At 60.4% G+C, this 26,674-nt stretch carries 29 protein-coding genes; 27 read left to right on the forward strand and 2 right to left on the reverse strand.

The window, feature by feature from the left end:
• The first annotated feature begins 95 nt into the window (after positions 1 to 95).
• From BUA36_RS07975 to tatC, 27 genes are all read left to right on the forward strand, one after another.
• Entirely contained in the window at positions 96 to 797 is a 702-nt protein-coding gene (locus BUA36_RS07975; protein WP_072783247.1) for an REP-associated tyrosine transposase, read from the forward strand.
• A 138-nt stretch (positions 798 to 935) separates the two neighbouring features.
• Entirely contained in the window at positions 936 to 5,660 is a 4,725-nt protein-coding gene (locus tag BUA36_RS07980; RefSeq protein WP_072783248.1) for a glutamate synthase-related protein, read from the forward strand.
• 28 nt (positions 5,661 to 5,688) lie between these two features.
• Positions 5,689 to 7,152: a glutamate synthase subunit beta gene (locus tag BUA36_RS07985; protein ID WP_072783249.1), complete on the forward strand. Its 1,464-nt coding sequence runs from the start codon at positions 5,689 to 5,691 to the stop codon at positions 7,150 to 7,152.
• Positions 7,153 to 7,411: 259 nt separating this feature from the next.
• Positions 7,412 to 8,215 carry an ABC transporter ATP-binding protein gene (locus BUA36_RS07990; protein WP_072783250.1) on the forward strand — a complete coding sequence of 268 codons (804 nt, stop codon included), beginning with the start codon at positions 7,412 to 7,414 and terminating at the stop codon, positions 8,213 to 8,215.
• Positions 8,212 to 8,997, forward strand: a complete 786-nt coding sequence (gene mlaE / locus BUA36_RS07995) for a lipid asymmetry maintenance ABC transporter permease subunit MlaE (protein ID WP_072783251.1) — start codon at positions 8,212 to 8,214, stop codon at positions 8,995 to 8,997. Before BUA36_RS07990 ends, mlaE begins: the two co-directional genes overlap by 4 nt.
• Positions 8,998 to 9,024: 27 nt before the next feature.
• Positions 9,025 to 9,495: an outer membrane lipid asymmetry maintenance protein MlaD gene (mlaD, locus tag BUA36_RS08000; protein WP_072783252.1), complete on the forward strand. Its 471-nt coding sequence runs from the start codon at positions 9,025 to 9,027 to the stop codon at positions 9,493 to 9,495.
• Positions 9,492 to 10,298 (forward strand): MlaA family lipoprotein, encoded by an 807-nt coding sequence (locus BUA36_RS08005; protein WP_072783253.1) that lies wholly within the window; start codon positions 9,492 to 9,494, stop codon positions 10,296 to 10,298. Before mlaD ends, BUA36_RS08005 begins: the two co-directional genes overlap by 4 nt.
• A gap of 31 nt (positions 10,299 to 10,329) precedes the next feature.
• The gene (locus BUA36_RS08010; protein ID WP_072783254.1) at positions 10,330 to 10,983 is read left to right on the forward strand and encodes an MlaC/ttg2D family ABC transporter substrate-binding protein; all 654 of its coding nucleotides are present in this window, start codon (positions 10,330 to 10,332) and stop codon (positions 10,981 to 10,983) included.
• A 9-nt stretch (positions 10,984 to 10,992) separates the two neighbouring features.
• Positions 10,993 to 11,415: an STAS domain-containing protein gene (locus tag BUA36_RS08015; protein WP_072783256.1), complete on the forward strand. Its 423-nt coding sequence runs from the start codon at positions 10,993 to 10,995 to the stop codon at positions 11,413 to 11,415.
• A gap of 161 nt (positions 11,416 to 11,576) precedes the next feature.
• On the forward strand, positions 11,577 to 12,491 hold the full coding sequence (locus BUA36_RS08020; protein ID WP_072783257.1) for an ABC transporter ATP-binding protein: 915 nt from the start codon (positions 11,577 to 11,579) through the stop codon (positions 12,489 to 12,491).
• Positions 12,488 to 13,255 carry an ABC transporter permease gene (locus BUA36_RS08025; RefSeq protein ID WP_072783258.1) on the forward strand — a complete coding sequence of 256 codons (768 nt, stop codon included), beginning with the start codon at positions 12,488 to 12,490 and terminating at the stop codon, positions 13,253 to 13,255. Before BUA36_RS08020 ends, BUA36_RS08025 begins: the two co-directional genes overlap by 4 nt.
• A 15-nt stretch (positions 13,256 to 13,270) precedes the next feature.
• On the forward strand, positions 13,271 to 13,507 hold the full coding sequence (locus tag BUA36_RS08030) for a BolA family protein (RefSeq protein WP_072783259.1): 237 nt from the start codon (positions 13,271 to 13,273) through the stop codon (positions 13,505 to 13,507).
• Between the two features lie 2 nt (positions 13,508 to 13,509).
• Entirely contained in the window at positions 13,510 to 14,760 is a 1,251-nt protein-coding gene (gene murA, locus BUA36_RS08035; protein ID WP_072783260.1) for a UDP-N-acetylglucosamine 1-carboxyvinyltransferase, read from the forward strand.
• A gap of 6 nt (positions 14,761 to 14,766) precedes the next feature.
• Positions 14,767 to 15,432, forward strand: a complete 666-nt coding sequence (hisG, locus tag BUA36_RS08040) for an ATP phosphoribosyltransferase (protein ID WP_072783261.1) — start codon at positions 14,767 to 14,769, stop codon at positions 15,430 to 15,432.
• Between the two features lie 5 nt (positions 15,433 to 15,437).
• Complete coding sequence (gene hisD, locus BUA36_RS08045) at positions 15,438 to 16,745, forward strand: histidinol dehydrogenase (protein ID WP_072783263.1); 1,308 nt, start codon at positions 15,438 to 15,440, stop codon at positions 16,743 to 16,745.
• Positions 16,742 to 17,563, forward strand: coding sequence for a DNA-methyltransferase (locus BUA36_RS08050; RefSeq protein WP_072783265.1), 822 nt, complete (start codon positions 16,742 to 16,744; stop codon positions 17,561 to 17,563). Before hisD ends, BUA36_RS08050 begins: the two co-directional genes overlap by 4 nt.
• A gap of 13 nt (positions 17,564 to 17,576) precedes the next feature.
• Entirely contained in the window at positions 17,577 to 18,671 is a 1,095-nt protein-coding gene (gene hisC / locus BUA36_RS08055) for a histidinol-phosphate transaminase (protein ID WP_072783267.1), read from the forward strand.
• Between the two features lie 18 nt (positions 18,672 to 18,689).
• On the forward strand, positions 18,690 to 19,280 hold the full coding sequence (gene hisB / locus BUA36_RS08060; RefSeq protein WP_072783269.1) for an imidazoleglycerol-phosphate dehydratase HisB: 591 nt from the start codon (positions 18,690 to 18,692) through the stop codon (positions 19,278 to 19,280).
• 5 nt (positions 19,281 to 19,285) lie between these two features.
• A complete protein-coding gene (gene hisH / locus BUA36_RS08065) occupies positions 19,286 to 19,924 on the forward strand; it encodes an imidazole glycerol phosphate synthase subunit HisH (RefSeq protein ID WP_072783271.1) in 639 nt (212 codons plus the stop codon).
• A gap of 32 nt (positions 19,925 to 19,956) precedes the next feature.
• The gene (hisA, locus tag BUA36_RS08070) at positions 19,957 to 20,748 is read left to right on the forward strand and encodes a 1-(5-phosphoribosyl)-5-[(5-phosphoribosylamino)methylideneamino]imidazole-4-carboxamide isomerase (protein ID WP_072783273.1); all 792 of its coding nucleotides are present in this window, start codon (positions 19,957 to 19,959) and stop codon (positions 20,746 to 20,748) included.
• Positions 20,748 to 21,509, forward strand: coding sequence for an imidazole glycerol phosphate synthase subunit HisF (gene hisF, locus BUA36_RS08075; RefSeq protein WP_072783275.1), 762 nt, complete (start codon positions 20,748 to 20,750; stop codon positions 21,507 to 21,509). The genes hisA and hisF overlap by 1 nt, the downstream gene beginning before the upstream one ends.
• A gap of 12 nt (positions 21,510 to 21,521) precedes the next feature.
• Complete coding sequence (gene hisI, locus BUA36_RS08080; protein WP_072783277.1) at positions 21,522 to 21,953, forward strand: phosphoribosyl-AMP cyclohydrolase; 432 nt, start codon at positions 21,522 to 21,524, stop codon at positions 21,951 to 21,953.
• Entirely contained in the window at positions 21,950 to 22,288 is a 339-nt protein-coding gene (locus BUA36_RS08085) for a phosphoribosyl-ATP diphosphatase (RefSeq protein WP_072783279.1), read from the forward strand. Before hisI ends, BUA36_RS08085 begins: the two co-directional genes overlap by 4 nt.
• Positions 22,289 to 22,301: 13 nt before the next feature.
• Positions 22,302 to 22,670 carry a histidine triad nucleotide-binding protein gene (locus BUA36_RS08090; protein WP_072783281.1) on the forward strand — a complete coding sequence of 123 codons (369 nt, stop codon included), beginning with the start codon at positions 22,302 to 22,304 and terminating at the stop codon, positions 22,668 to 22,670.
• A 115-nt stretch (positions 22,671 to 22,785) separates the two neighbouring features.
• Positions 22,786 to 22,989: a Sec-independent protein translocase subunit TatA gene (gene tatA / locus BUA36_RS08095; protein WP_072783665.1), complete on the forward strand. Its 204-nt coding sequence runs from the start codon at positions 22,786 to 22,788 to the stop codon at positions 22,987 to 22,989.
• Between the two features lie 17 nt (positions 22,990 to 23,006).
• Complete coding sequence (gene tatB, locus BUA36_RS08100) at positions 23,007 to 23,522, forward strand: Sec-independent protein translocase protein TatB (protein ID WP_072783283.1); 516 nt, start codon at positions 23,007 to 23,009, stop codon at positions 23,520 to 23,522.
• Complete coding sequence (gene tatC / locus BUA36_RS08105) at positions 23,523 to 24,278, forward strand: twin-arginine translocase subunit TatC (RefSeq protein ID WP_072783285.1); 756 nt, start codon at positions 23,523 to 23,525, stop codon at positions 24,276 to 24,278. It abuts the gene before it with no gap.
• A gap of 18 nt (positions 24,279 to 24,296) precedes the next feature.
• Here the strand turns inward: tatC and BUA36_RS08110 are convergent, their stop codons facing one another.
• Both BUA36_RS08110 and BUA36_RS08115 read right to left on the reverse strand, forming a co-directional pair.
• A complete protein-coding gene (locus BUA36_RS08110; RefSeq protein WP_072783287.1) occupies positions 24,297 to 24,677 on the reverse strand; it encodes a hypothetical protein in 381 nt (126 codons plus the stop codon).
• A gap of 95 nt (positions 24,678 to 24,772) precedes the next feature.
• Complete coding sequence (locus BUA36_RS08115) at positions 24,773 to 26,674, reverse strand: DUF885 domain-containing protein (RefSeq protein ID WP_072783666.1); 1,902 nt, start codon at positions 26,672 to 26,674, stop codon at positions 24,773 to 24,775.

The raw sequence follows: 26,674 nt of genomic DNA on the forward strand, positions 1-26,674 counted from the left end.
TCGCAGCGAATTTTGGCTTTGCCAATTTAATCGGGGACAGAGTCGAACAACAAGGGTAGAATCGGGCTTCCGATCTACCCTTTTTTGTTTTCCGTATGGCTCGCCTGCCCCGTTTAATCGTCCCCAACCAGCCTCACCACGTCATCCAGACCGGCGCCAACAACCAGGATGTCTTCCTGGATGCCCAAGACTACCAAACCTTCCTCGGTTGGCTGCGCAGCGCCGCCAAAACCTACAAAGTGGCCATCCATGCCTATGTTTTGATGTCAAACCATCTACATTTGCTGGTCACACCGTCCGATGACGCGGGGCTGGGGCAGATGATGCAGTGGATAGGCCGTTATTACGTGCCCTATTTCAACCAAAAATATGCCCGTAGCGGAACTTTGTGGAATGGACGCTACAAAACATCGCTCATCGATGCTGACGAATACTTCATGTTGTGCAGCCGTTACATCGAATTCAACCCGGTCCGCAACGGCATGGTCAGCCGCGCTGAAGACTATCCATGGTCCAGTTACAGCCATCATGCCGGCATCCGGCCGGACGGTTTAATTACTGACCACGCCAAAGTCTGGGCGCTGGGCAATACGCCTTTCCAGCGCGAGGCAGCTTACATTGCCATGGCCGAACCGGCGCTGTCCAACGACCAGATCACCTTGATTGGCAAGGCCTTGCTCAAAGGCTGGCCGCTGGGTTCGCAGCAGTTCCAGACCGCATTGCAAACCAAGGTCAAGCGCCAGGTATTGCCGGCAAAACGCGGCCGTCCGTTCAAAATCAAGCCTCCGGCAACGTAGGGCTTCACTCTGTCCCCAATTAAAAAAATCAGAGACTTCCGAAAAATTAATTCGACTCCGACCCTAATTGTTCTTGTTGAGGTTTACGCTGCATTGCACTAACCTTGTTTTTCAAGCCAATCAGTTTTGGAGTTAGCCATGGAAGCGCAAGGTCTGTACGATCCGTCCAATGAACACGATGCCTGCGGTGTCGGTTTCGTCGCCCACATCAAGGGTAACAAGAGTCACTCGATTGTGGAGCAGGGTCTGCTGATCTTGAAGAACCTCGATCACCGGGGCGCAGTCGGTGCGGACCCGCTGATGGGCGACGGCGCCGGTATCCTGATCCAGATTCCGGACCAGTACTACCGCGACGAAATGGCCAAGCAAGGCGTGGAACTGCCACCGCCCGGCGAATACGGCGTCGGCATGGTGTTCCTGCCCAAGGAAAACGCCTCGCGTATCGCTTGCGAACAGGAAATCGAACGCGCAGTGCGCGCCGAAGGCCAGGTCGTGCTCGGCTGGCGTAATGTACCGGTCGATGGTGACATGCCGATGTCGCCGACCGTGCGCGCCAAGGAACCGGTGATCCGCCAGATCTTCATTGGCCGCGGCGCCGACATCATGGTCACTGACGCGCTCGAGCGTAAACTGTACGTGATCCGCAAATCGTCGGGCCACGCGATCCAGGCGCTGAAACTGATCCACGGCAAAGAATTCTTCGTGGCCTCGCTGTCGGCCCGTACCATCGTCTACAAAGGCCTGCTGCTGGCGGACCAGGTAGGCGTGTATTACAAAGACCTGCAGGACGCGCGCTGCGTGTCGGCGCTGGCGCTGGTCCACCAGCGTTTCTCGACCAACACCTTCCCGGAATGGCCGCTGGCCCACCCGTACCGCCTGATCGCCCACAACGGCGAGATCAACACCGTCAAAGGCAACTTCAACTGGATGCGTGCGCGTGAAGGCGTGATGAAATCAGCGGTGCTGGGCGACGACCTGGGCAAGCTGTTCCCGCTGATCTACGAAGGCCAGTCGGACACCGCCTGCTTCGACAACGCGCTGGAACTGCTGCTCATGGCAGGCTACCCGCTGGCCCAGGCGATGATGATGATGATACCGGAAGCCTGGGAAAATCACGGCACGATGGACGACAATCGCCGCGCGTTCTACGAATATCACGCCGCCATGATGGAACCGTGGGACGGCCCGGCCGCCATGGCCTTCACCGACGGCCGCTACATCGGCGGTACGCTGGACCGTAACGGCCTGCGTCCAGCCCGTTACATCGTGACCGACGACGATCTCGTGGTGATGGCCTCGGAATCCGGCGTGCTGCCGATTCCAGAATCGAAAATCATCCAGAAATGGCGTCTGCAGCCAGGCAAGATGTTCCTGATCGACCTGGAAGCGGGCCGTATCGTCGACGATAAAGAACTGAAAGACACCTACGCCAACGCCAAGCCGTACAAGGCCTGGATCAACGCGGTGCGTATCAAGCTCAACGAGATCAAGCTCAGCGAAAGCCAGCTGGCGCACAACCGCGCCAAGGACAAGCCGGCCGCCGGCGAAAAAGCCGTGCCGTCGCTGCTGGACCGCCAGCAGGCGTTTGGCTACACCCAGGAAGACCTGAAATTCCTGATGGCGCCGATGGCCGCTTCCGGTGAGGAAGCCACGGGTTCGATGGGCAATGACTCGCCGCTGGCCGTCATGTCCAACAAGCTCAAGCCGCTGTATTCCTATTTCAAGCAGCTGTTCGCCCAGGTGACCAACCCGCCCATCGACCCGATCCGCGAAGCCATGGTGATGTCGCTGGTATCGTTCATCGGTCCCAAGCCGAATCTGCTGGACACCAACAACGTCAACCCGCCGATGCGCCTTGAAGTGGCGCAGCCGGTGCTGGGCTTTGACGACATGGAGCGTCTGCGCAACATCAGCCTGCATACCGGCGGCAAGTTCAAATCGTACGAACTGGGCATCTGCTATCCGCTGGCCTGGGGCAAGGAAGGCGTGGAAGCCTGCCTGGCGTCGCTGTGCGCGGAAGCGGTTGATGCGGTCAAGTCCGGCCACAACATCCTGATCGTGTCGGACCGTTCGATCGGCCCGGACCGCGTGGCGATCCCGGCGCTGCTGGCCACCTCGACCATTCATCAGCACCTGGTCAGCAAAGGCCTGCGCGCCTCGACCGGCCTGGTGGTGGAAACCGGCTCGGCCCGCGAGACCCACCACTTCGCGCTGCTGGCTGGTTACGGCGCGGAAGCGATCCACCCGTACCTGGCGATGGAAACCCTGGCCGAAATGGCAGCCGGCTTGCCGGGCGATATGTCGGCGGAAAAAGCCATCTACAACTTCACCAAAGCCATCGGCAAAGGCCTGATGAAGGTGATGTCGAAGATGGGCATTTCGACCTATATGTCCTACTGCGGCGCGCAGATCTTTGAAGCTGTTGGTTTGAACAAGTCGCTGGTCGACAAATACTTCCGTGGCACCGCGTCCAATGTGGAAGGCATCGGCGTGTTTGAAGTGGCGGAAGAAGCGCTGCGCCTGCACAACGTGGCCTTCGGCGACGATCCGGTGCTGGCCAACCATCTGGACGCCGGTGGCGAATATGCCTTCCGCGTGCGCGGTGAAGACCATCTGTGGACGCCGGACGCGATCGCCAAGCTGCAGCACTCGACCCGTGCCAACAATTTCTCCAGCTATAAAGAGTACGCCCAGATCATCAATGACCAGAGCAAGCGCCACCTGACGCTGCGCGGCCTGTTCGAATTCAAACTCGATCCGGCCAAGGCGATACCGCTGGATGAAGTGGAGCCAGCCAAGGAAATCGTCAAGCGCTTTGCCACCGGCGCGATGTCGATGGGCTCGATCTCGACCGAAGCCCACGCGACCCTGGCGGTGGCGATGAACCGTATCGGCGGCAAGTCCAACACCGGTGAAGGCGGCGAAGATCCATCGCGCTACACCATGGAACTCAAGGGCATCAAGATCAAGCAGGGCGAGACCATGGCTTCGGTCATGGGCAAAGAACAGATGGTGGTCGACATTCCTCTGCAAGAGGGCGACTCGCTGCGTTCGCGCATCAAGCAGGTGGCGTCGGGCCGTTTCGGCGTGACTGCGGCTTACCTGAACTCGGCTGACCAGATCCAGATCAAGATGGCGCAGGGCGCCAAACCGGGCGAAGGCGGCCAGCTGCCTGGCCACAAGGTGTCGGAATACATCGCCACGCTGCGCTTCTCGGTGCCGGGCGTCGGTCTGATTTCGCCGCCGCCGCACCACGATATTTACTCGATTGAAGATCTGGCGCAGCTGATCCACGATCTGAAGAACGCCAACCCGCGCGCGTCGATCTCGGTCAAGCTGGTGTCGGAAGTGGGGATCGGCACCGTCGCGGCGGGTGTGACCAAGGCCAAGGCTGACCACGTGGTGGTGGCTGGCCATGACGGTGGCACCGGCGCGTCGCCGCTGTCGTCGGTCAAGCACGCCGGCACGCCATGGGAGCTGGGCCTGGCTGAAACCCAGCAGACGCTGGTGCTGAATGGCCTGCGTAGCCGTATCCGCGTCCAGGCCGATGGCCAGATGCGTACTGGCCGCGACGTAGTGATCGCCGCCATGCTGGGCGCCGATGAAATCGGCTTCGCCACCGCACCGCTGGTGGTGGAAGGCTGCATCATGATGCGCAAATGCCACCTGAACACCTGCCCGGTCGGCGTTGCCACCCAGGATCCGGTGCTGCGCGCCAAGTTCTCGGGCAAGCCGGAGTATGTGGTGAACTACTTCTTCTTCGTGGCGGAAGAAGCGCGTCAACTCATGGCCCAGCTGGGCATCCGTACTTATGACGAGCTGATCGGCCGCGTCGACCTGCTGGACAAGTCGAAAGCCATCTCGCACTGGAAAGCGCAAGGTCTGGACTTCAGCAACATCTTCTACGCGCCGGCAGTGCCAAACGGCGACGCCATCTATCACACGATGGAACAGGATCACGGCCTGGACAAGGCACTGGACCACAAGCTGATCGCCCAGGCCAAAGCGGCGCTGGAAAAAGGCGAGCGCGTCTCCTTCATCTCGCCGGTGAAGAACCTGAACCGCACCGTGGGCACCATGCTGTCGGGCGAAGTAGCCAAGCGCTACGGCCATGCCGGCCTGCCGGATGACACCATCCACATCCAGCTGCAAGGCACGGCCGGCCAGTCGGCCTGCGCTTTCCTGGCGCACGGCATCACCATCGACCTGGTGGGCGAAGGCAACGACTACGTTGGCAAAGGCCTGTCGGGCGGCCGCATCATCGTGCGCCCGAATACCGAGTTCCGCGGCTGGGCAGTGAACAACATCATCATCGGCAACACCGTGCTGTACGGTGCGATCAGCGGCGAAGCCTTCTTCAACGGCGTGGCTGGCGAGCGTTTCGCCGTGCGTAACTCGGGCGCCACCGCCATCGTTGAAGGTACTGGCGACCACGGTTGCGAGTACATGACCGGCGGCACGGTGGTGGTGCTGGGCAACACCGGCCGTAACTTCGCGGCCGGCATGTCGGGCGGTATTGCCTACGTCTACGATCCGGACGGCGATTTCGAATCGCGCTGCAATACCGCGATGGTTACGCTGGAGCGGGTGCTGACCGCGAAAGAGCAGGCAGTCGACAGCGCCAGCTTCCACGTGCAGCACAAAGACCATGGCCGCGAGGCTGACGAGGTGATCCTCAAGCGTCTGATCGAGCGCCACTTCAAGCACACCGGCAGCACGCGCGCGCGCCTGTTGCTGGATAACTGGGCCGAAGGCCGCAGCAAGTTCGTCAAGGTATTTCCTAGCGAATACAAACGCGCTCTGGCCGAGATGGCCGAAGACGTGGCGAACCAGGCCGCTGCCGCCCAGCCTATCGCTGCCTGATCGAACAGAATATATTTAAGGAACTATCGTGGGTAAAATCACCGGCTTCATGGAATTCCAGCGTCAGGAAGAAGGCTATCTGCCGCCAGCGACGCGCCTGAAAAACTACGCGGAATTTGTTATTCCATTGACCAAGGAGCAAGCCAAGGTTCAGGGCGCACGCTGCATGGACTGCGGCATCCCGTTCTGCAACAACGGCTGCCCGGTCAACAACATCATCCCGGACTGGAACGATCTGGTTTATCGGGGCAACTACCGCGAGGCGCTGGACACCCTGCACTCGACCAACAACTTCCCGGAATTCACCGGCCGCATCTGCCCGGCGCCGTGCGAGGCGGCCTGTACGCTGGGCATCCACGAGCTGCCCGTTGGCATCAAGTCGATCGAGCACAAGATCATCGACGAAGGCTGGGAACACGGCTGGGTGGTGCCGCAACCTGCGGCCAGACAAACCGGCAAGAAAGTCGCGGTAGTCGGCTCCGGCCCCGCCGGCCTGGCTGCGGCCCAGCAGCTGGCGCGCGCCGGCCACGCGGTGACCGTGTTTGAAAAATCCGACCGCGTCGGCGGCCTGCTGCGCTATGGCATTCCCGACTTCAAGATGGAAAAGTCGCACATCGACCGCCGCGTCAAGCAGATGGAAGCCGAAGGCGTGGTGTTCCGCACCTCGGTGCTGATCGGCAAGGATTTCCCGGCCAATGTGAACAACTGGGCCAAGGAAACCATCTTCCCCGAAGACCTGCAAAAGGATTTCGACGCCGTGGTGCTGGCGGGCGGCGCCGAGCAGCCGCGCGACCTGCCGGTGCCAGGCCGCGAACTCAAGGGCGTGCATTTCGCCATGGACTTCCTGCCGCAGCAGAACAAGGTCAACGCGGGCGACAAGCTCAAGGATCAGATCAAGGCCACTGGCAAGCATGTGGTGGTGATCGGCGGCGGCGACACCGGTTCCGACTGCGTCGGCACCTCCAACCGTCACGGCGCCGCCTCGGTGACCCAGTTTGAACTGATGCCGATGCCGCCGGAGCAGGAAAACAAGCCGCTGGTCTGGCCTTACTGGCCAACCAAGCTGCGCACCTCGTCCTCGCACGAAGAAGGTTGCGAGCGCGACTGGGCCGTGGCCACCAAGCGCCTGGAAGGCAAGGGCGGCAAGCTGGAGAAGCTGGTGGCCTGCCGCGTCGAGTGGAAAGACGGCAAGATGATTGAAGTACCGAACTCGGAATTCGACGTGAAGGCCGACCTGGTGTTCCTGGCCATGGGCTTTGTGTCGCCGGTGGCCACCATCCTGGATGCGTTCGGTGTTGACAAAGATGCACGCGGCAATGCCAAGGCAAGCACTGACGGCGAAGGCTGCTACAAGACTTCCGTCCCCAACGTCTTCGCAGCGGGCGATATGCGCCGCGGCCAGTCGCTGGTGGTCTGGGCCATCCGCGAAGGCCGCCAGTGCGCGCGCGCGGTGGACGAGTTCCTGATGGGCAGTTCCGAGTTGCCGCGTTAAGCTCAAGACACGGCGATCAGGCTCAGCCTGACTCCCTGCCGGATGCAGACGGGCGATCCCTGGCTGCATCCGGTTTTTTTTTGGAAAGTATCGTGCCATGCACCGCAGCAATGTAACAATTAGTGCTTGGTGTAAATTGCTGACTTTGGGTTCAGTAGTGTTGTATTATCTGCCACTCACTGCCTCTCCCTGAGGTGGGTCTCTGCAGAGATGATGCTTTCTGCACTACAATACGGCATTCAAAAAAATGAGTTCAGTCGTGCCTAATCTAGTCGAAATCCGTGATTTACACTTCACCTATGGCAAGCGCGCAATCCTGTCGGGCTTGAACATGGACTTCCCGCGCGGGAAGGTGGTAGCCATCATGGGCGGCTCGGGTAGCGGCAAGACCACCGTGCTGCGGTTGATCGGCGGCCAGCTGCGTCCGCACAAGGGCCACGTCAAGGTGCAGGGCCAGGTGGTGCACAAGCTCAATACCGCTGGCCTGTATCTGCTGCGCCGCAAGATGGGCATGCTGTTCCAGCACGGCGCGTTGTTTACCGACCTCTCGGTGTTTGAAAACGTCGCTTTCCCGCTGCGTGAGCATACCGATCTGCCGGAAGATCTGATCCGCAATCTGGTGTTAATGAAATTGCAAGCCGTGGGCCTGCGCAATGCCGCCAAACTCAAGCCCGGAGAAATCTCCGGCGGTATGGCGCGCCGCGTGGCGCTGGCGCGTTCGATCGCGCTGGACCCAGAACTGATTATGTATGACGAGCCGTTCGCCGGCCTGGACCCGATCTCGATGGGCGTCACCGCCAACCTGATCCGCAACCTGAATACGGCGCTGGGCTCGACCACGGTGCTGGTGTCGCACGACGTCAAAGAGAGCTTTGCCATCGCCGACTATGTTTATTTCCTGTCGCAGGGCAAGATCGTCGCGCACGGCACGCCGGCCGAGATGAGCGTGTCCACCGACCCGTATGTGAAGCAGTTCGTCAACGCGGAAGCGGACGGCCCGGTGCCGTTCCACTATCCAGGCAAGTCCCTGGCCGACGATCTGGGCCTGGGAGTTGAAGTATGAGTGTCAAGAATTGGTTGTCCCGGCTGGGCGCGCCGCTGCGCGATTACATTGAGAGCATCGGGCTTGGCGCCCGTACCTTTGGCACCATGCTGGGCTTGTCGCCGGGCTTGCTGAAGCGTCCGCGCCTGGTGATCGAGCAGCTGCATTTCATCGGCAATTATTCGATGCTGATTATTACCCTGTCCGGCCTGTTTGTCGGCATGGTGCTGGGCTTGCAGGGTTATTACACGCTCAATAAATACGGCGCCGAGCAATCGCTGGGCCTGCTGGTGGCGCTGGGTCTGACCCGCGAACTGGGGCCGGTGATCACTGCGCTGCTGTTTGCCGGCCGCGCCGGCACCTCACTGACCGCCGAAATCGGCCTGATGAAGGCGGGTGAGCAGCTGTCAGCCATGGAAATGATGGCCGTGAACCCGATCCAGCGCGTGCTGGCGCCGCGTTTCTGGGCGGGCGCCCTGTCGGTGCCGTTGCTGGCCTCGGTGTTCAGCGCCGTGGGTGTGCTGGGCGGCTGGCTGGTCGGCGTGCAGCTGATCGGGGTCGATGACGGCGCGTTCTGGTCGCAGATGCAGGGCGGCGTCGATATCTGGAAAGACATCTTTAACGGTTTCGCCAAGAGCGTGGTGTTTGGCATTGCGATCACCTTCATCGCCCTGTACCAGGGCTACGAAGCGCAGCCGACGCCGGAAGATGTGGCGCGCGCCACCACCCGTACTGTCGTGATCTCATCGCTGATGATCTGGTGGCTGGACTTCATGATGACGGCGCTGATGTTCAGCAAATAAAAGATAAAGAACTGAGGAAGAATTACTATGCAACGCAAATCTCTGGATGTCTGGGTCGGTCTGTTTATCGTGGTCGGCGTGGCCGCACTGATGTTCCTGGCGCTGAAAGCTGGCAACATGAGCTCGCTGTCGTTCGGCAAGACCTATGCCATCACCGCCAAGTTCGACAACATCGGCAGCCTGCGCCCACAAGCCGCAGTGAAAGCCTCCGGTGTGGTGGTAGGCCGTGTGGGAGAGATCAAGTTTGATGACAAGAGCTATCAGGCACTGGTAACCTTGAACATGGAAGAGGGCTATAAGTTCCCGAAAGATAGCTCGGCCAAAATTCTGACCGCAGGCTTGCTGGGCGAACAATACGTTGGCCTGGAAGCGGGCGGCGACACCAATAATCTGGCGGCAGGCGACAAGATCGCCCGCACGCAATCGGCTGCCGTGCTGGAAGACCTGATCAACCAGTTCATCTACAGCAAGGCTGCAGAAGGAAAGGACGATAAATGATCCGTACCGCGAAACCACTCCGCCAGGCCGCGCTGGCGCTGGGCGTCACCATGATGCTGGCCGGCTGCGCCGGTCCGAACCCGCGCGACCCGTACGAGGGCTTTAACCGCGCCATGTTCAGTTTCAACGATACGGTCGATACCTATGCGCTGAAACCAGTGGCTACCGTGTACAAGAACGTGACGCCGAGCTTTGTGCAGACCGGCGTCAGCAACTTCTTCGGCAACCTGGGCGATGCCTGGACCGCCGTCAATCAGTTCCTGCAAGGCAATGGCGAAGCCGGTATGTCCGACCTGAGCCGTTTTGCGCTGAACTCGACGCTGGGTATCGTCGGCCTGTTCGACATCGCGTCGGAAGCCGGCTTGCCCAAGCACAAGGAAGACTTCGGCCAGACGCTCGGTGTGTGGGGCGTGCAATCCGGTCCCTACCTGATGCTGCCGCTGCTGGGCCCATCGACGGTGCGTGACACCGCCGCCCTGCCGCTGGACATCGCTGGCGACATCTGGCGCTACAAGGAGCCGGTGTATATCCGCAACATTGGTACCGGCCTGCGCGTGGTGGACCAGCGCGCCGCCCTGCTGGACGCCTCTTCGCTGCTGGAAGACGCGGCGCTGGACCGCTATGAATTCATCCGCGACGGCTTCCTGCAGCGCCGCGAAAGCCAGATTCACCCGGACGGCGACGGCCCGATGCGCAAACCGGCAAAAGATGACGACATGGAAACTTCTGCACCCGTGTCATCCGAATCGGCCACAAAAGAGTTAAACTCCGGCACACCGGCTGCGAAACCAGACAGCCAGTGACACCCGAAGAACCCTCATAAGGCACAAAAAGATGAAATTTATCAAACAATTTATCGCTTTAGCAACTGTTGCACTGGCCTTTAACGCCCACGCTGCAGCGCCTGCGCCGGCCAACGAAGCGCCGGACGTGCTGGTCAAGCGCATCAGCCAGGACGTGATCGACACCGCCAAGGCCGACAAAGCCATCCAGGCGGGCGACACCAAGAAGGTGATCGACCTGGTGGAAACCAAGATCCTGCCGTACGTCGACTTCCAGCGCATGACCGCACTGGCCGCCGGCCGTTTCTGGCGCGATGCGACGCCGGACCAGCAAAAAGCGCTGACCGAACAGTTCCGTGCACTGCTGGTATTCACCTACTCGGGCGCGCTGTCACAGGTTAAAGACCAGACCATCGAATTCAAGCCACTGCGCGCTGCCGCTGACGACACTGAAGTCGAAGTGCGTTCGCAAGTCAACATGCCACGCGGCGAGCCGATTCCGCTGAACTACCGCGTTGCCAAAGGTCCACAAGGCTGGAAAATCTACGACATCAACGTGCTGGGCGCGTGGCTGGTCGAGACCTACAAAGGCACCTTCGCTTCGGAAATCTCGAAAGGCGGCATGGACGGCCTGATCAAGGCGCTGACCGAGAAAAACAAGAAGCTGGCCAGCAAACCGCTGAATACCAACGCACCTAAGAAGTAAGCTAACGCCATGAACGCCGTTACCGAACCTGTCGACAACCTGCAGTCGCTCACGTCCCTGACCGTGCTCAACGCCACTGCGGCGCTGGAGCGTGGTTACGCCGCTCTCAAGGCCGGCCAGACCGTGTTTGACCTGCGCCATGTGTTGACGGTAGACTCGGTGGCGGTGTCGGTCATGCTGTCGTGGCAGCGTGCCGCGCAGCAGGCCGGCGTCAAGCTGGAACTGAAAAACCTGCCGCCAGCGCTGCAAAGCCTGACCAAGCTATATGGCGTGTGCTCGCTGCTGTTCCCGACCGACGTCAAGCTGGAACAGGACGGCGCCGCGCTGCGCAATCCTGCGCACGATGAATTCTCTCCGGTCAAGGCACCGGAATCGGTCTTCTCCAAGAAGACCCAGGTGGCCGGCGACTCCGCCGCCCACCATCACCATTGACCCCCGCCCCACACCGCCGCTTGCAGTAAATCTGGGTCCGGCTCAGCCGGATCAAAATTCCAATATAATTGAACGTTGTTGCCGCAGCCGCAGAGCCGCGGCGCCCGCAGCATCTTCCCCTGCGCCGGCCCGGCCGCCGCAACCTTATAGATAAGTCAAGAATGACAGCGATCCAAATAAGCAATGTCGAGAAGCGCTACAAGTCGCTCCAGGCGCTGGGCGGCGTGTCCCTCGCCATCGAAGAAGGCGAGTTTTTCGGCCTGCTGGGGCCGAATGGCGCCGGCAAAACCACCCTCATTTCCATCATCGCCGGCCTGATCCGTCCCGATGCGGGTTCGGTCAAGATCCACGGCCACTGCGTGGTCAGCGACTTCCGCGAAGCGCGCAAAAAGCTCGGCGTGGTGCCGCAGGAACTGGTGTTCGATCCGTTCTTCACGGTGCGCGAAACGCTGCGCTTGCAATCCGGTTACTTTGGCCTCAAAAACAACGATGCCTGGATTGACGAGGTGATGCACAACCTCGACCTCACCAATAAGGCGGACACCAATATGCGTGCACTGTCCGGCGGCATGAAGCGCCGCGTGTTGGTGGCGCAGGCGCTGGTGCACAAGCCGCCCGTGATCGTGCTCGATGAGCCGACCGCCGGTGTCGACGTCGAACTGCGCCAGACCCTGTGGAAGTTCATCTCGCGCCTGAACCGCGAAGGCCACACCGTGGTGCTGACCACCCACTATCTGGAAGAAGCCCAAGCCATGTGCAAGCGCGTGGCCATGCTCAAGCTGGGCCAGGTGGTGGCGCTGGACTCGATGGCCTCGCTGATCCGCCGCATCTCCGGTTCGCAGCTCATCGTCAACATGAAGCACGGCGATCTGCCGGAAGACCTGCGCGCGCTGGTCACGCATCCGGAAGCCTCGGAGCACGGCAAGAAGTACAGCCTGCGCATCAATGAATACGCTGAAGTCGAACAGATCCTGAAACGCCTGCGCGAGTCGGGCGCCATCATCGACGAGATGCAACTGCAACAAGCGGATCTGGAAGATATCTTCATCCAGATCATGGAAAAAGGTACCGTATGAACTTCCTCTCCGCCGGCTTCCGCACCCTGGTCTACAAGGAGACCCTGCGCTTCTGGAAGGTCGCCACGCAAACCATCGCCGCGCCGATCCTGACCGCCATGTTGTACCTGCTGATCTTCGGCCACGTGCTGGAAGGCCGCGTCACGGTCTACCAGGACGTCAACTACACCTCGTTCCTGATCCCGGGCCTGGTGATGATGAGCGTGCTGCAGAACTCGTTCGCCAACTCGTCATCCTCGCTGATCCAGTCGAAGATCACGGGTAACCTGGTGTTCGTGCTGCTGACGCCTTTGTCGCACTGGGAGATCTTCTCTGCCTACGTGATTGCCGCCATGGTGCGCGGCATCGTGGTGGGCCTGGGCGTGTTCCTGGTGACCGCATGGTTTGCGCACCTGACGTTCGCGGCGCCGTTGTGGATACTGGTGTTTGCGCTGCTGGGCGCCGCCATCCTCGGCACCATGGGCCTGATCGCCGGCATCTGGGCCGAGAAATTCGACCAGCTGGCCGCATTCCAGAATTTCCTGATCGTGCCGCTGACCTTCCTGGCCGGCGTGTTCTACTCGATCCATTCGCTGCCGCCAGTGTGGCAGGCAGTCTCGCATTTGAATCCGTTCTTCTACATGATCGACGGCTTCCGTTACGGCTTCTTCGGCCAGTCCGACGTCAATCCGCTGGTGAGCGTGGCCATTGTTGCGGCCTTCCTCGTCGTGCTGGCGTTCCTGGCGATTCGTTTGCTGCGCAGCGGTTACCGCCTGCGCCACTAAATTCAAGGACTCATCATGCCTACTACTCCAGAACTCATCCACGGCTATATCACGGCCGGTCTCGAATGCACCCACCTCGAAGTGGAGGGCGACGGCCAGCACTTCCAGGCCGTGATTGTGTCGCCTGCGTTTGCAGGAAAACGTCCGATCCAGCGCCACCAGCTGGTGTACGCTGCACTGGGCGACCGCATGCGTGAAGAAATCCACGCGCTGTCGATGAAAACCCTCACCCCTGAAGAATACCAAGGATAAGCATGGACAAGCTTCTGATCCAGGGCGGTAACCGCCTGAACGGCGACATTACCATTTCCGGCGCCAAGAACGCCGCACTGCCTATCCTGTGCGCTGGCCTGCTGACCGCGGGCGACGTTGAACTGTCCAATGTGCCGCATCTGCACGACGTCTCGACCATCCTGAAGCTGCTGGGCGAGACCGGCCTGAAAGTCACGCAGGATGGCGACAAGGTCACGCTGAACGGCAGCGCCATCACCAAGCTGGAAGCGCCGTACGACCTGGTGAAAACCATGCGCGCATCGATCCTGGTGCTGGGTCCCCTGCTGGCGCGTTTCGGCGAAGCCAAGGTCTCGCTGCCAGGCGGCTGCGCGATTGGTTCGCGTCCGGTCGACCAGCACATCAAGGGCCTGCAGGCACTGGGCGCCGACATCACCGTTGAAGGCGGCTACATCTACGCCAAATGCGCCAAGCTGAAAGGCGCGCGCATCGTCACCGACATGATCACCGTGACCGGCACCGAGAACCTGCTGATGGCCGCCACGCTGGCCGAAGGCGAGACCGTGCTGGAAAACGCCGCCTGCGAACCTGAGGTGACCGACCTGGCCCACCTGCTGGTGGCGATGGGCGCGAAGATCGACGGCATCGGCACCAACCGTCTGGTGATCCAGGGTGTACCGGAACTGCACGGCGCCAGGCATGCCGTGATTTCGGACCGTATCGAAGCCGCGACCTTCCTGTGCGCGGTAGCCGCTACCGGTGGCGACATCACCATCCGCAACACCCGTGTGGATATCATGGATGCGGCGCTGGACAAGCTGCGCGAGATCGGTCTGGAACTGACCATCGGCGACACCTGGATCCGCGCGAAAATGGACAAGCGTCCAAACGCTGTCACCTTCCGCACCACCGAATACCCTGGCTTCCCGACCGACATGCAGGCGCAGTTCATGGCGGTGAACACCATCGCCGCCGGCGCCAGCCGCGTGACGGAAACCATTTTTGAAAACCGCTTCATGCACGTCCAGGAGATGAACCGCCTGGGCGCGCAAATTGAAACCGATGGCAACACCGCCTTTATCAAAGGCGTTGAACAGCTGGTTGGCGCGCCTGTGATGGCGACCGACCTGCGTGCATCTGCTTCGCTGGTCATCGCCGGCCTGGCTGCGCGCGGTGAAACGCTGATCGACCGCATCTATCACCTGGACCGCGGCTACGATCAGATGGAAGTCAAACTCTCCGCCGTAGGCGCTAACATCCAGCGAATCAAATAAGCCATCATGAGTGCATTCCAAGCCGACTCCCAACAGCTGATTCTTGCGCTGTCGAAGGGCCGCATTTTTGAAGACACGCTGCCGCTGCTTGAAGCAGCAGGCATCACCGTCACCGAAAATCCGGATACTTCGCGCAAGCTGATCCTGCCGACCAATGACCCGAACGTGCGCGTGCTGATCGTGCGCGCCACCGACGTGCCGACCTATGTGCAGCATGGCGCGGCGGACTTCGGCGTGGCTGGCAAGGATGTGCTGCTGGAGCACGGCGGCGAAGGCCTGTACCAGCCTATCGACCTGAATATCGCCGCTTGCCGCATGTCGGTGGCGGTGCGCAACGGCTTCGATTACGAGACCGCTGTGCGTCAGGGCGCGCGCCTGCGCGTGGCCACCAAGTTTGTCGAAACGGCGCGTACGCACTTCGCCAAGAAGGGCGTACACGTCGATCTGATCAAGCTGTATGGCTCGATGGAACTGGCGCCGCTGGTCGGCCTGTCGGACGCCATCGTCGACGTGGTCAGCACCGGCAATACACTGCGTGCCAATGACTTGAAAGAAGTCGAAGCCATCATGGATATTTCCTCGCGCCTGATCGTAAATCAAGCCGCGTTGAAGCTGAAGCGCGAGCGCCTGCAACCTATCATCGAAGCATTCGAACGCGCTTCCAAAAAGTGAACCCCATGATCACCAAGCTCGATTCCAGCCAGGCCGATTTCAAGCAACGTCTGGATACCCTGCTGGCCTTTGAAGCCAGCACCGATGACGCCATCGAAAGCGCGGTCTCCGGCATCTTGGCCGACGTCAAAAAACGTGGCGACGCCGCAGTCCTCGAATACACCAACCGTTTCGATCGTTTGCCGAACGGTGGCGCCACCAGCATGGCGGCGCTGGACGTTTCGCAGGAAGAACTGCAAGCCGCATTGGCCGCCATCCCTGAAGCCCAGCGCAAGGCGCTGGAAGTCGCCGCACAACGCGTGCGCGCCTTCCACGAACGCCAGAAGCAGGAACTGAACGGCTTCACCTACACCGAAGCCGACGGCACGGTGCTGGGCCAGCGCGTCACGCCGCTGGACCGCGTCGGCATCTACGTGCCGGGTGGTAAGGCAGCCTACCCATCGTCGGTGCTGATGAACGCGATTCCTGCGCACGTCGCCGGCGTCGAAGAAATCATCATGGTGGTGCCAACGCCGGACGGCGTGAAGAACCAGATGGTGTTCGCTGCCGCCGCGATTGCCGGTGTGACGCGCGTCATCACCATCGGCGGTGCACAAGCCGTCGCTGCGCTGGCGCACGGCACGCTAACGATACAGGCGGTCGATAAAATCGTCGGCCCGGGCAATGCCTATGTGGCTGCTGCCAAGCGCCGCGTGTTCGGCGTGGTCGGCATCGACATGATTGCCGGTCCGTCGGAAATCCTGATCGTCTGCGACGGCACTACCGATCCTGACTGGGTCGCGATGGACCTGTTCTCGCAAGCGGAGCACGACGAGCTGGCGCAAGCCATCCTGCTGTGCCCTGATGCGGACTACATCGCCAGGGTGGAAGCCAGCATCGCCAGGCTGCTGCCGACGATGCCGCGCCAGGACGTGATCCGCACCTCGCTGGGCGACCGCGGCGCGCTGATCAAGGTGCGCGACATGGACGAAGCCTGCGCCATCGCCAACAGCATCGCTGCCGAACACCTGGAAATCTCCGCCGTCGATCCACAGCAGTGGGCCGACAAGATCCGCCACGCAGGCGCCATGTTCCTCGGCCGCTTCTCGTCCGAGTCGCTGGGCGACTACTGCTGCGGTCCTAACCACGTGCTGCCGACGTCGCGCACGGCGCGTTTCTCGTCGCCGCTGGGCGTCTACGATTTCCAGAAACGTTCGTCCATCATTCATGTCAGCGAAGCCGGCGCGCAAACGCTGGGCAAGGTCGCTGCCGAACTGGCCTACGGCGAAGGCTTGCAGGCCCACGCCCGCAGCGCGGAGTTGCGCCTGAAATGACCGATACGTGGATCAATCAGGTCTTTTGCGAGGATGCGCTGGCCGGCCTGGCGCGCATCCCGGATGGTTCCATCGACCTGATACTCACCGATCCGCCCTACAACCTGGGCAAGGATTACGGCAACGCCTCCGACCAGCAGACGGTGGATGAATACCTGCGCTGGACCGAGCAGTGGATCGACGCCGCCCTGCCCAAGCTGAAGCCCAATGGCAGTCTGTACATCTTCCTGACCTGGCGTTTTTCGCCGGAGATTTTCGTCATGCTGAAAAAGCGCATGACGATGATGAACGAAATTATCTGGGACCGCCGCGTGCCGTCGATGGGTGGCAGCGTGCGCAGCTTCTCGTCGGTGCACGACACTATCGGATTCTTCGTGCGCCGCAAGGACTACTACTTCGACCTGGACTCAGTGCGTATTCCGTATGACGCCGAAACCAAGAAGGCCCGGTCGCGCTCCATCTTCATCGGCGCGAAATGGCTGGAAGTGGGCTACAACCCGAAAGATCTGTGGAGCGTGTCGCGCCTGCACCGTGAGCATCCCGAGCGCGCCGACCATCCCACGCAAAAGCCGCTGGAGATCATCGAGCGCATGGTCAAGGCCTCGTGCCCGCCGGATGGCGTGGTGCTGGACCTGTTCATGGGCAGCGGCACGACCGCGATGGCGGCCAAGCGCTGCGGCCGTAATTTTGTCGGCTTTGAACTGAATCCGGATTACTGCGCCATCATTGCAGAACGGCTGGCGATGGCCGATGCGCCACCGCCGCCCGAAAAGAAAAAGCCCGTGCCGCGGGCCAAACGAAGTTTAATCAACTCATAGGAGCTCAAGTAAGATGTCCCCCATCGATATGCTGGTCAACAGCACCATCCGCCCCGACGTAAGAGCTGTCGCCAGCTACCACGTCGCTGATGCGAGTGGTTTCATTAAACTGGATGCGATGGAGAACCCTTACCACCTGCCGCATCATCTGCGGCAGGTGCTGGCCCAGCGCCTGGCCGATGTGGCCTTGAACCGCTATCCGGTGGCTTCCTACGCCAGCATCAAGCAGCGCATCAATGACAAGCTGGGTGTCCCGGCTGGTTATGACGTCATCCTCGGCAACGGCTCGGATGAACTGATCTCGATTTTGTGCATGGCCTGCGCCATGCAGGACCGCCGCGCCGTGGTGGTGGCGCCGACGCCGTCGTTCGTCATGTACCAGCGCTCGGCGCAGTTCGCCGGCATGGATTACGTCGGCGTGCCGCTCAAGGCCGATATGACGCTGGACCTGCCCGCGATGCTGGTGGCCATCGCCGAACACAAACCGGCGCTGGTGTTCCTGTCCTACCCGAACAACCCGACCGGCAATCTGTTTGCGGAAGCGGACATCGTCGCCATCATCAAGGCGCTGGACGGCTTTGGCCTGGCCATCGTGGATGAAGCCTACGAGCCGTTCGCCCAGCAGACCTTTATGCAGCGCTTGCCGGAATTTCACAATCTGGTCGTGATGCGCACCGTATCGAAGCTGGGCCTGGCCGGCATCCGCCTCGGCTACATGTCGGCGGCGCCGCAATTGCTGGCGGAACTGGACAAAGTGCGGCCTCCTTACAACATCAACGTGCTGACGCAGGTAGCGGCCGAATTCGCGCTGGACCACGTGGAGGTGTTGAACCAGCAGGCCGCCGCGTTGCGCGCCGCACGCGCCGATCTGACGGCTGCATTGGCCCGTATGCCGGGCGTTGAGGTGTTTCCGTCGGCGGCGAATTTTATCTTGATTCGTGTACCCAATTCCGACGATGTCCACGCCAAACTGCTGTCTCACAAGGTTTTAATTAAAAATGTGAGTAAAATGCATAGTGTGCTGGCCAATTGTTTACGTATCACCGTTAGCACCCCGGAAGAAAATTCCGCCTTCCTCGATGCGTTTGCCGCATCGCTGGCAGCCTGAGACCATCGCGAGCTTTTCATGAACCGCACCGCAGAAATCACCCGCAATACCAACGAGACGCAAGTCCGCGTTTCCATCAACCTGGACGGCACCGGCAAGCAGAAGCTGAACACCGGCGTGCCTTTCCTCGATCACATGCTGGACCAGATTGCCCGCCACGGCCTGTTTGACCTCGAGGTCGAAGCCACCGGCGACATTCATATCGATAACCACCACACGGTGGAAGATGTCGGCATCACGCTGGGCATGGCCGTGGCCAAGGCTATCGGCGACCGCAAAGGCATCGTGCGCTACGGCCATTCCTATGTGCCGCTGGACGAAGCGCTGTCGCGCGTGGTGCTGGACTTCTCCGGCCGCCCAGGCATTGAATATCACATCCCGTTCACGCGGGCGATGATCGGCACCTTTGACGTTGACCTGACGCTGGAATTCTTCCGCGGCTTCGTCAATCATGCGCTGGTCACGCTGCATATCGATAATCTGCGCGGCACCAACGCCCACCATCAATGCGAAACCGTGTTCAAGGCCTTTGGCCGCGCGCTGCGCATGGCGTCCGAGCAGGACCCGCGCGCCGCTGGCACGATTCCATCGACCAAGGGCACGCTCTAAACATCATGAAAAAAATCGTAGTAGTTGATTACGGCATGGGTAATCTGCGTTCGGTCGCGCAGGCCTTGCGCGCCGTGGCGCCGGAAGCCCAGGTGCTGATCTCCGGCGAAGTGGCCGACATCGACAGCGCCGACCGCATCGTGCTGCCTGGCCAGGGCGCCATGCCGGACTGCATGCGCAGCCTGCGCGAATCCGGTGTTCAGGAAGCCTTGCTGGAAGCATCGCGCAACAAGCCGCTGATGGGAGTCTGCATCGGCGAGCAGATGCTGTTTGAGGTCAGTGAAGAAGGCAATGCCGCAGGGCTGGGCCTGCTGCCGGGTAAAGTCGTGCGCTTCCAGCTCGACGGCCAGACCCAGGAAGACGGTTCGCGCTTCAAAGTGCCGCAAATGGGCTGGAACCAAGTCCGGCAAACGGCGTCTCATCCGATGTGGCAGGATATTCCGGATAACGCGTTTTTCTACTTCGTGCATAGTTATTACGCGCAGCCGGCGCTGTCCGAACACACGGTTGGGCAGACGGTCTACGGTGCGCCGTTCGCTTGTGCCGTTGCCCGTGATAATATTTTTGCGACGCAGTTCCACCCGGAGAAAAGCGCCGCGACCGGACTGCAGCTGTACAAGAACTTCGTTCACTGGAACCCCTGATTTCTTTTTTTTAATTTCTAACTGAAACCATCATGCTGCTCATTCCTGCTATCGACCTCAAAGACGGTCACTGCGTTCGCCTCAAACAGGGCGATATGGAACTCGCCACCGTATTCTCCGAAGATCCGGCCGAGATGGCCCTGCATTGGCTGAAGCAAGGCGCGCGCCGCCTGCACCTGGTCGACCTGAACGGCGCGTTCGCCGGCAAGCCGAAGAACGAAGGCGCGGTCAAAGCCATTTTGAAAGTGGTGCAGGACTACGCTGAAGAAAACGACCTGGAAGAAATCCCGGTGCAACTGGGTGGCGGTATCCGCGACCTCGACACCATTGAGCGCTATCTGGACGCCGGCATCACCTACGTCATCATCGGTACCGCTGCGGTGAAAGAGCCTGGCTTCCTGCACGATGCGTGCGGCGCCTTCCCTGGCCACATCATCGTTGGCCTGGATGCCAAGGACGGCAAGGTGGCGACCGATGGCTGGAGCAAAATGTCGGGCCACGAAGTGATCGACCTGGCCAAGAAGTTTGAAGCCTATGGCGTGGAATCGATCATCTACACCGACATCGGCCGCGACGGCATGATGGGCGGCGTGAATATCGACGCCACCGTCAAGCTGGCGCAAGCGGTCAAGATTCCGGTGATTGCTTCCGGCGGCCTGCACAACCTGGCCGACGTGGAAGCCCTGTGCGCCGTGCAGGATGAAGGTATCGAGGGCGTGATCTGCGGCCGTTCGATCTACGAAGGCACCATCGACCTGGCGTCGGCCCAGCTGCGTGCTGACGAACTGAGCGGTGATCTGCTCGAAGAAGATACGGAAGAATAATGCTCGCTAAACGCATCATCCCCTGCCTCGACGTGACCGATGGCCGCGTCGTCAAAGGCGTCAATTTCACCGAGCTGCGCGATGCCGGCGACCCGGTGGAAATCGCCCGCCGCTACGACGAGCAGGGCGCCGATGAGCTGACCTTCCTCGACATCACCGCCACCAGCGACAACCGTGGCCTGATCCTGGACATCATTGAAGCTGTGGCGTCGCAGGTGTTCATTCCGCTGACCGTGGGCGGCGGCGTGCGCGAGGTGGCCGATGTACGCCGCCTGCTCAACGCTGGCGCCGACAAGGTCAGCATGAACTCGTCGGCCGTATCGAATCCGCAGCTGGTGTACGACGCCTCGCAAAAGCACGGTTCGCAGTGCATCGTGGTGGCGATCGACGCCAAGCAGGTTGCGCCGGGCAAGTGGGAAGTGTTCACGCACGGCGGCCGCAAAGCCACCGGCATCGACGCCATCGAGTGGGCCAAGAAAATGGAGCAGCTGGGCGCAGGCGAAATCCTGCTGACCAGCATGGACAAGGACGGCACCAAATCCGGCTTCGACCTGGGCCTGACGCGCGGCGTGTCCGATGCGATCAGCATTCCCGTGATCGCTTCCGGTGGCGTGGGCGGCCTGCAGGATCTGGCCGATGGCGTCAAGCTCGGCAAGGCCGATGCGGTACTGGCAGCCAGCATCTTCCACTATGGCCAGCACACGGTGCAGGAAGCCAAGCGCTTCATGGCACAACAGGGCATTCCGATGCGCCTGGTTTAAGAGAGTCGCAACATGAATACCCCTATCCAGCCGAAAGCGGCATGGCTGAAAAAAATCAAATGGGATGAGCACGGCCTGGTGCCGGTGATCGCCCAGGAAGCGGGCAGCAACGATGTGCTGATGTTTGCCTGGATGAACCGCGAGGCGCTGGCCAAGACGGTGGAGCTCGGCGAAGCCGTCTACTGGAGCCGTTCGCGCAAGAAGCTGTGGCACAAGGGCGAAGAGTCCGGCCACGTGCAGAAGGTGCTGGAAATCCGCCTCGACTGCGATGAAGACGTGGTGCTGCTCAAGATCGAGCAGGCCGGCGGCATCGCCTGCCATACCGGCCGCCACTCCTGCTTCTTCCAGAAGTTTGAGGGCGATGCGCAGGAAGGCGACTGGCAGAACACCGAGCCGGTGCTGAAAGACCCCTCCGATATCTACGAAAAGGCAGGCAAAGCATGAGCACCATCCTGGACCGCCTGGCCGACGTGATTGAATCGCGCAAACCGGCCAACGGCGGCGACCCTGCTGCTTCCTACACGTCCAAGCTGTTCGCCAAGGGTGACGACGCCATCCTCAAAAAGATCGGTGAGGAAGCCACCGAGACCGTGATGGCCGCCAAGGACGCGCGCGCCGGCGGCGACAGCGGCAAGGTGCTGTACGAAGTGGCTGACTTGTGGTTCCATACGCTGGTGCTGCTGGCGCAGTTCGATCTGAAGCCGCAGCAAGTGCTCGATGAGCTGGCGCGCCGTGAGGGCGTGTCGGGCATTGAGGAAAAAGCATCCCGTAAAGAATAAACCGGAGTCCTTCGTGGAAAATTGCATCTTCTGCAAAATCGCTGAAAAGAAAATTCCTTCGACCGCCGTCTATGAAGACGATGATCTGCTGGCCTTCAAGGACATCAACCCGGCGGCCCCGGTGCACCTGCTGGTGATTCCAAAGAAACACTTCGCCACCCTGCAGGATGCCGGCAGCGAGCCTGAATTGCTGGGCAAAATGCTGGCCTTGGCCCCCCGTCTGGCAGAGGAAGCCGGTTGCGCGGTCCGCTATGATGCCGACGGCACGCCGGCCCAGGGTTACAAGACGCTAATCAACAGTGGGCCGGACGGTGGCCAGGAGGTGTACCATTTGCACCTGCACGTGATCGGCGGCGCACATCCATGGCGCGGCCAGCGTTGATCTGACGTTAAGTGGTCATATTTACCAGTTAAACTGCGCATCGCTTATACTGTTGCGGCAGTTCTGGGAATCAACGAATAAATCTGGAGCGCATGCGCTCTGCAAGGGGAATATGATGGGTTCTTTTAGTATTTGGCACTGGTTGATCGTTCTGGTTATCGTGATGCTGGTCTTCGGCACCAAGAAACTGGGCAATATGGGTTCCGACATCGGCAAGGCTGTGAAAGGCTTCAAGGATGGCGTAAAGGGTGCGGACGAAGACAAACCTGCTGCGCCAGCGCCAGGCACCATCGACGTCGATACCAAAGAGAAGAAATAAGCAGCTGATACTGTCTTATGATCGATCTCGGTCTTACCAAACTTGCTGTCATCGGCGTGGTTGCACTCGTCGTCATCGGTCCTGAAAAGCTGCCCAAGGTGGCGCGCATGGCCGGGACGCTGTATGGCCGCGCCCAGCGCTACCTGAACGAGGTTAAATCCGAAGTCTCGCGCGAAATCGAGATGGAAGAATTGCGTAACCTGCAAAAGGAAGTGCAGGACGCGGCGCAGACCATCAAGGCTGATGTGGAAAACTCGATTTCCAGGAATATGGCGGAGGTGGAGGGGGCTTTCAGCGATACGCCTGCGATCGATGCGTCATCGTCGGCTTATGACCATTCGCCATTCAGCTACGTGACGACGGATGACGTGGCGCGCAAGGCGCGTGAGTTCCGCCGCAAGAAGCTGGTGCGCAACTCGGCCATTCCTAACTGGTACAAACAGCGTCATGGCGGCAAGCTGCATGTGACCTCGGGCGCGGCGCGTGTGGCCCGCTTCCGTCCTCGCGGCTCTACCAACAGCTCATTCTATTAAATGACTACTTCTAACCCGGGCGAAGAGACCTTTATCTCTCACCTGATCGAACTGCGCGACCGGCTGGTCAAGGCGTCGATCGGCATTGCGCTGGTCTGTATTGTCCTGATGATCTGGCCGGGGCCTTCGCACATTTACGACTTCATCGCTGAGCCGATGATACGTTCGCTGCCGACCGGTTCCAAGATGATCGCTACCGGTGTGATTTCGCCGTTCCTGGTGCCGATGAAGGTGACGCTGGTGATTGCGATTATCCTGTCGCTGCCGTGGGTGCTGTACCAGCTGTGGGCGTTTGTGGCGCCGGGCTTGTATGCCCATGAAAAACGCCTGATCGCACCGCTGGTGATTTCCTCGTCCTTGCTGTTCATGGCTGGCGTGGCGTTCTGCTATTTCCTGGTATTCGGCCGGGTATTCCAGTTCATTGCCGAATTCTCGCCGACCTCGATTGCGGTCATGCCGGATATCGAGAATTACCTGGATTTCGTGATGTCGATGTGCCTGGCCTTTGGCGCGACGTTTGAAGTGCCGGTGGTGGTGGTGATTCTGGTGCGCATGGGCCTGGTCAGTGTGGCCAAGCTGAAAGAGATCCGTCCTTACGCGATTGTTGGCGCTTTTGTGATCGCCGCGATTGTGACCCCGCCAGATGCCGTCAGCATGTTTTCACTGGCGATTCCGATGTGCCTGCTGTTTGAACTGGGCCTGCTGGTGGCTCCGATGTTCGTCCGCATCTCCACGGCACCTGAAGAAAAAGCCTGACCGATATTGTCAGGCCGGCTAGGGTAGCCGGCTGACAATGTAGACCAGAATACTGATCTGGACGGCGTGCAGCGCAAACAACATCGTGAATTTCGCGTTAGTGCGCGCTTTGAAAATTGCCAAATCGGTTTTCAGCGCATCCAGGTCAGTCCTCAAAGCGTCGAAGCGATCGCCGAACTCAATCCTCAACGCATCGATGCGTTCGATCACTTCCGTCCGTAACGCATCCATGCGTGCCAGCAAATCAGCCTTGAGTATGGTGACGACACCTGGCGTGACTGTGCCTTCGGATAAAATTTCAATCAAGGCCTGGGCTTGCGCGACGGCTTGCTGGCGCGGAACGCCCGCTTCGGTTAATTTCTCAACGTAGCCAAGTGTGTCGAAGATGGGCATGGTCATGGTACCTCCCGATTTGATCGTAGCAGAAACGGCTGCCAGGCAGCCGTTCCCCATCGTATCGAATCACATGCCCATCAGCTTGAGCGCACGCAGATCTACTGCGTCATCAAGCCCTTGATCACGCGTACCGGCGCGCTGCCGTAGCTGAGGAATTGCTCGTGGAATTCCTTCAGGTTGAACTTCGCGCCCAACTGCTGCTTGCGTTGCTCGCGCAGTTCCATGATCTCGCTATAGCCGCTGAAGTAGCTGGTCAGCTGCACCGACGATACCTGCACCCGATGCCATTTCTCCAGCGCTTCACTGCGCGTCTGGAATGCCTGGCGCGTCAGCAGGTCAATCGCCTGCTCTTCCGTCATGCCCAGCACGTGCACGCTGTAATCGAGGATGGTGTTGGTGACGCTGCGCAGATTCCACTTCGAATACATCAGCCACATCTCGGGCGCGTTGTCGCCGTAGCCGGATTCCAGCATCATGCGTTCGCCATACACCGCCCAGCCTTCCACCATCGCGCCATTGCCGAAGATGGACTTCACAATCGATGGCGAACGGTTGGCATACACCAGCTGCGCGTAGTGGCCAGGAATCGCTTCGTGGATATTCAGGATCTGCAAGATCCAGTAATTGTATTCGCGCAGGCTGCTCTCGGCCGCTTCCGGCGTCGCGCCATCCAGCGGCGTCACGTTGTAGTAGGTGCGGTCCTGTGGACGATAGGGACCCGGCGCGTCAATGCTGGCGCCCGCCACACCCGCTGCATACGCCGGCGTCGCGCGCACCTCCAGCGGCTTCTTCGGATCCAGCGTCAGCAGGTTGTGGCTGATGACCCAGTCCTGCAGCGTTGGAATCTGGCGCTTGATCTCGTTGACGAAATCCTCACGCGCCACGTGGCGCGCCGACAGCTTGTCGATCACCATGCCGATCTTGGCAAAGCGGTCAGTCGGCTTGGCGGTGCTGCCCATGGTCTTGTCCCACAGCTCGTCGGACAGCTTGTCCATATTGGTCAGCAGTTCTTCACGTGCCGTCAGTGCTTTCTGATAGGTCTGCTCGGCCGTGCTGGCCGACTGCACATCGAATGCAAACTTCTGCTCATACAGCTCTTTGCCCAGACGGAAGGTGCGACGGCCTTTGGTGTCCATCTGCTTGTCCATTTCGGTCAGGAACGCGACATAGCTATCAACTGCGGTCAGCGCCGCATTCACGCGCTGGGTGTAGAGCTGCTTTTCCACCGGCGTCAGGATCGACGCTTGCGCCACCTTGTCCACTTCCGCCAGCAGGGTTTGCACGCCGGGCGCCTGCGCAATGGCCAGGCGGGTATGTTCGCGCGTCGGGTTGACGATGTTGACGCGCGCCGCGTCGTAGTAGGCTGGAATGCTGGCGATGCGCTTGAGCAGCGTGCGCAGACGCTGTGGCTGCGCGGCATACTCGGTATTCAGAATCAGATCGATAGGACCGGCCACGTTGTAGCTGGCCGGGTTCCATTCCCATTCACGCAAGGTGGTCAGGCGGAAGCGGTCGCTGTCCAGCTTGTTGATCAACAGGCCGAGGTCGGTACGCTGTTTGGCCGACAGCTTGCCGGCGTTGACGGCCGCGAACTTGGTTTTCCATTCATCAATGAAGGCCAGCTCCTTGACTTGTTCCGCCTTGTCGAGCACGGTCAGGGTGGCGGCGGTGTCGTACTTGCCGGCGTAGATTGCACTTTCCGAATCGATGCGCCACAGCGCGTTGAGGAATTGGTTGCTGAGGTTGTCGAACTGGCGGTCTTGCCAGCGTTCCGCAGCAACCTTCAGTGCGGGAACGGCCGCCGCTGCGGCAACCGCTTTGGTCTTGCCGCTGGACTTGGCTGATGCCTTGCCCTTGCTGCTGCTCTTGGTGGATTTGGATTTACTGGTCGTGCCGCTCTTCTTGCTGGCAGCGGCTTTGTGGTGGTGCGTTGCGGCACCGGCTGGCGCGGCGGCCAGAGCCGCCATCAACGCAGCCAGTGCAAGTTTTGTCTTAATCAT

This window comes from Duganella sacchari, assembly GCF_900143065.1.
In the GTDB taxonomy this organism is placed as follows: Bacteria; Pseudomonadota; Gammaproteobacteria; order Burkholderiales; family Burkholderiaceae_D; genus Rugamonas; species Rugamonas sacchari.